Source organism: Neobacillus terrae (assembly GCF_011393025.1).
GTDB classification, from domain to species: domain Bacteria; phylum Bacillota; class Bacilli; order Bacillales; family Cytobacillaceae; genus Neobacillus_A; species Neobacillus_A terrae.
Genome location: NZ_JAAOEO010000060.1, coordinates 1 through 5060, shown reverse-complemented (window position 1 = coordinate 5060; position 5060 = coordinate 1). Strand labels below are relative to the sequence as shown.

The following is a 5060-nucleotide window of genomic DNA, read 5'->3' as shown; positions in this document are numbered from 1 at the left end:
TTCAACAAACGTGGCAGTTTAGTGAAAGAAGGACGTGGGCAATCTCTGTTGAATTTTTAAGTGAAAAATGTATGGGAGAATCTTATGTCAATTAATACTGAAAGAGAACAAAGAGGAATTTGCAACAAAATCAGCATGCAAAGTGGATTATTTACCATAGGCTAAAGTCACCACTATTTCTTTATGTTTTTGGACCGTCTTGCTATAATAAATACTACATTTGTAAAAGGTAGGAGGGCTATCATGAAAGATATTCCACAAATATCAGAAGCAGAATATGAAGTGATGAAGGTTATATGGAACTTTGAGCCGATTTCGACTCCTGAGGTAGTGGAGAAATTATCGAATAAGAGTGATTGGAAGCCAAATACTATTCACACCATGCTGGCGCGCCTAGTAAAAAAAAAGGCTTTGCACGCAAGAAAAGATGGCCGGGTGTTTATTTATTCTTCACTGGTTGAAAATCACGAATATGTTGATCAAAAAAGTAAATCCTTTCTGCAGCAGTTTTTCGGCGGCACGTTAAATTCAATGATATTAAATTTTATTGAAAATGATAAGTTATCGAAAGAAGATATTTCGGAATTAAAGAAAATATTATCCATGAGAGACAAGAAAGGGGAAAAATAATGGATACCCTGTTGCTGCGGATTTTAATTAGTACAATCGTGGTATCCCTCCTTATTTTCATCATTCTGTTAATCAAAATGCTATTAAACAATCAAATGACGGTAAAAGCACATTATCACATTTGGTATTTTCTTTGCATTCCAATCCTGGCTACCTTTATACCTTGGAATTATTTTCGTCTTGGAGAAGGAACACGCTATTTTAAAAGCTTACTTTTTTTTCATAGAGACGCGCCATCGATGAATGAAAGAATTAATGGAGTGGATGCCTCTCAGGCGCCAAACAGCGATTTATTACATGATTTCACGGTATCGGTAAACAAGTCAACGCCCGATTTCGTCTACCATACATTTTTTACGGTTTGGGTCATTGGAGTGGTTATTCTTGTTGTGGCTGCTGTTTATTCAAACTATCAAATCTATCAGATGAAAAAGTCAGCTGCGGCTGTTCATAACCGAAAGTTAAATGAACTATTGGAAGCGTGCAAAGAGTTGGTTGGGGTGAAAAGAAACATAAGGCTGCGGGAGACCTCTCTTATTACCTCGCCTATCACAGTGGGGATTTTTCAACCCTATATTTTTTTACCAAGCAAAACGGGAGAAGCATTCTCGTTAAATGAATTAAAGTACGTGTTTTTGCACGAGCTGTACCATCATAAAAGCAAGGATCTTTTCGTGAATTACTTCATGTGGTTGTGTCGTATTATTTATTGGTTTAACCCGTTCGTTTGGTATGCCTTAAAAAGGATTCGATTCGATCGGGAATTAGCCTGTGATGCTTCCGTTTTAAATCTCTTGGATGAGAGCGGATATATCGAATATGGGCATACCATCATTCGATTTGCGGATAAAAAATACGATCGTACCTCTGAACATTTTGCTCCAGGTATAGGTGGTACAAAAAAACAAATCACACAAAGAATCCAGTGCATTGCAAGTTTCTCTAGCGACTCTCTTTTATTGAAATGGAAAAGCAAGGTCATCTGCGCTGTGTTAGGAATTGTTGTGCTATTGCTTGCTCCAATCACTAACGTTATTGCCAGCCCAGATGATTTGTATCGATTTAGCGGCAATAATGCGGTCTATGAAGATCTAAGCTCCTATTTTAAGGGCTACAAGGGAAGCTTTGTTTTATATGATCCCTCAAAAAACCAATATCAAATTTATAATCGAGAGATGAGTGAACAGAGGATTTCTCCTGATAGCACCTATAAAATATATTCTGCCTTATTTGCATTGGAATCCAATGTGATTTCCACGAATAACAATGAACAGGTTTGGGACGGGAATATTTATCCCTATTCAGAATGGAATCAAAATCAAAATTTAGCGACTGCCTTGAGCCGTTCCGTTAATTGGTATTTCCAAAATACCGATCGGGAGGTAGGGAGAAGGCAGCTACAAGATTATTTTCACAAAATAAAATACGGGAATGAGGATCTTTCAGGGAATTTGGATAGTTACTGGATGGAATCTTCCTTAAAAATATCACCCATTGAACAAGTCCAATTATTATATCAATTAGAAGAAAATCAATGGGATTTTAAAGCGGAAAATATCAAAGCGGTAAAAAAGGCAATGTTAATCGATGTCCAAAAGAATGGACGGTTGTATGGTAAAACGGGAACCGGCATGATTAATGGAAAGAATGTAAATGGCTGGTTTATTGGCTTTTTCGATAAAGGTGATGATCGTTTTTATTTTGCCATTAATATTCAAAATATGAATGGGCAGGCCCAAGGAAGCAAGGCAGCGGAGATTGCCAAGCAGATCCTGCATCATAAAAAGATATATTAATAATTAACCCCAGAAGGATTACCCCAACTTTTTGGGACTTTTTTTGGACAAAATACTACAAATGTGGTATTTTGCTAACCTTGTACACAAACTTCCCAATATGAAAGGGCTGATGCGTTTTGAAGCAGAAAAGGGAGAAAGAAAATATAGTAAAAAATTCAATCCGATGGAGACTGAATGGTCTCTTTTTCATGGTCTCTGTTCTTTTCTATCCTGATTCTCCGCCTTGGCGTTATCCAAATTATCAAAGGGGAAGCCTATGCGGCTCAGGCAGAGAAGACAGATGTGACGCCCGTCAGCTATTCAGTTCCGTGTGGAAAAATATATGATACGAATCATTAGTTGGTTGTCTACAATATTCTGGAAAAGGCGATTGTCTATACACCGCCGAAAAATCCGCAGCCGGGCGAATTGCTTGAACTGGCCAAAAAGTTAAATACCTTTCTGGTCATGACTGATAGAGAAATTAATAAAGTAACCGATCGGGATTTGAAAGATATCTGGCTGTTGGTACATAACTATGGCACGGATTTAATAATGAAACGGCAGGAATTAAAGGGACCAATACAAGCACCTACTTTCAAATTACCATCGGACAATTAGATACCTATACACCGATGCAAATTGCCCAGTATATTACAACGATTGCCAATGGAGGATACCGGATGAAGCCCCAATTGGTGAAGGAGATTCGTGAACCCAATAAGAATGGAAATGAACCGGGCAACGTGATCGATGAAATCGAACCAATGGTGCTGAATCAGGTGGATATGAGTGAGGAGATGCTAAAGCGGGTTCAACAAGGTTTTTGGCTGGTTACCCATGGTTCCAAAGCAACAGCGAGAGGATATTTTAAAGACGAACCCTACAATGCCGCAAGTAAAACCGGGACCTCGGAATCCTATAAAAATGGGGTGAAGACTTGGAATCTTTCTTTTGCTGGTTATGCTCCATTCAATGATCCCGAGATTGCCATTGCCGTTATTGTACCAAATGCCTACCGTGATGGTTATGCTTCGCCACACAATGCAGCTAATATCATCAGCCAGCGGGTTTTTCGGGCATATTTTGACCTTAATGAAAAAGGACAGATGACAACAAAATAGTATTGACATTTTTTTATTACACGTGTAGTATTACACGTGTAGTTGAATACTACATATGTAGTATTTTGTGTAATCTAATATTACACATGTTTCAAATTAAAGAAAGGAGGAAATTCTCCCCCGGCATTTCGGGGCAGTAAAGGTTATGAAAATGATATTGAACATGGTTAAATAAGCTGCTAACGGAATGAATTTTTCGTTGCATAAATAATGGAATTGAATCTGAGTGTAATACACAATTTTTAGAATCTGCTGGTTAATAGCCGATCGGTGTTAATTAAAACATAATGATTAAACCCGCTTATTCTATTTTCCGGACATCTAATATTAATAGAAAGAGGCTAAGATCTTGAGGAAAACACATGATATTTTCAACATAATTAATTTTTTATTTGCCCTGCTTGTGCTAGTGGTTGCAATTGTACCCCTCGCCGGCTGGTCGATGACCACCAATAACCTTTCTGACAAGCCCGAAAAGGCAGTCAGGAAAACACCAGTACCCCATATACACCGTGAGTTTGCAGAACTCGAGAGCAAATTTGACGCCCGGCTCGGAGTCTACGCTATCGATACAGGTACAAATCGGACTGTATCCTATCGGCCTCATGATCGGTTCGCTTACGCATCTACTTACAAAGCTCTAGCGGCTGGTGCATTGCTGCAGCATTACTCAATTGATCAACTCGACGAGTTAGTCACATACAATAGCGAGGACATAGTTTCATATTCACCCGTCACACAGCTTCACGTAGATACAGGGATGACTCTTCGGGAAGTTATTGAGGCTGCTGTCCGATATAGCGACAACACTGCAGGGAACCTTTTATTAGAGAAACTGGGAGGCCCTGAGGGATTTGAAACAGCACTGAGGCAGATTGGCGATAACGTTACCCAGGTTGATCGCTACGAGCCGGATTTGAACTCAGCACTTCCTGGAGATACACGTGACACAAGCACACCAAAATCACTTGCTACGAGCCTCAAGGCTTACGCAGTTAGCGACTTGCTCTCTATTGAAAAACGTAAGATCCTGACAGATTGGATGAGGGGAAATACCACTGGCGATGCATTGATTCGTGCTGGTGCACCAACAGGTTGGGAAGTCGATGATAAGAGCGGGGCAGGAAGCTATGGAACGCGGAATGATATTGCGATTGTTTGGCCGCCGAATAGAGCTCCCATTGTCATCGCAGTTCTATCTAGCCGTGATACACAGAATGCCACCTATGACAATACGCTTATTGCAGAAGCTGCCAAGGTTGCACTTAACGCTCTGAAGTGAAGAGATAAATAAATTTACTCTTCATTAATTCTCGATTGCATCAGTGAACAGGCTTAGCATTAAGTCATCATATACAATCATTAAAAAGATTAGTATGTGATGACTGATATTTTTTCTATACAACAATAGAAATGGACATCATTTAAGCAATGGCTGTATATCAAGCTCTTATTAAACTAACTGGGGCTTGAGTTCAAGATGGGGTTGCGGCGGCAGCTCCTTTTCTTTTTGTGCTAAAGGGGCAGG

General features: G+C 39.5%; 5 protein-coding genes. All 5 read left to right on the top strand.

The features are described 5' to 3' along the window. Positions 1-243 precede the first annotated feature (243 nt). The 5 genes from G8761_RS26490 (at position 244) to bla (ending at position 4814) form a co-directional block, all read left to right on the top strand. A complete protein-coding gene (locus G8761_RS26490) occupies positions 244-630 on the top strand; it encodes a BlaI/MecI/CopY family transcriptional regulator (RefSeq protein ID WP_166030923.1) in 387 nt (128 codons plus the stop codon). Continuing rightward, on the top strand, positions 630-2426 hold the full coding sequence (locus tag G8761_RS26485) for a BlaR1 family beta-lactam sensor/signal transducer (RefSeq protein ID WP_166030922.1): 1797 nt from the start codon (positions 630-632) through the stop codon (positions 2424-2426). The genes G8761_RS26490 and G8761_RS26485 overlap by 1 nt, the downstream gene beginning before the upstream one ends. A gap of 342 nt (positions 2427-2768) precedes the next feature. Beyond that, on the top strand, positions 2769-3029 hold the full coding sequence (locus tag G8761_RS27550) for a hypothetical protein (RefSeq protein WP_243450170.1): 261 nt from the start codon (positions 2769-2771) through the stop codon (positions 3027-3029). Beyond that, on the top strand, positions 2978-3532 hold the full coding sequence (locus G8761_RS27545; protein WP_338001046.1) for a penicillin-binding transpeptidase domain-containing protein: 555 nt from the start codon (positions 2978-2980) through the stop codon (positions 3530-3532). The genes G8761_RS27550 and G8761_RS27545 overlap by 52 nt, the downstream gene beginning before the upstream one ends. Positions 3533-3899: 367 nt before the next feature. Next, on the top strand, positions 3900-4814 hold the full coding sequence (bla, locus tag G8761_RS26475; protein ID WP_420800294.1) for a class A beta-lactamase: 915 nt from the start codon (positions 3900-3902) through the stop codon (positions 4812-4814). Positions 4815-5060: the final 246 nt, after the last annotated feature.

Coding starts and splice junctions, on each gene's coding strand:
- G8761_RS26490 (WP_166030923.1), top strand. CDS start 244: ATGAAAGATATTCCACAAATATCAGAAGCAGAATATGAAGTGATGAAG.
- G8761_RS26485 (WP_166030922.1), top strand. CDS start 630: ATGGATACCCTGTTGCTGCGGATTTTAATTAGTACAATCGTGGTATCC.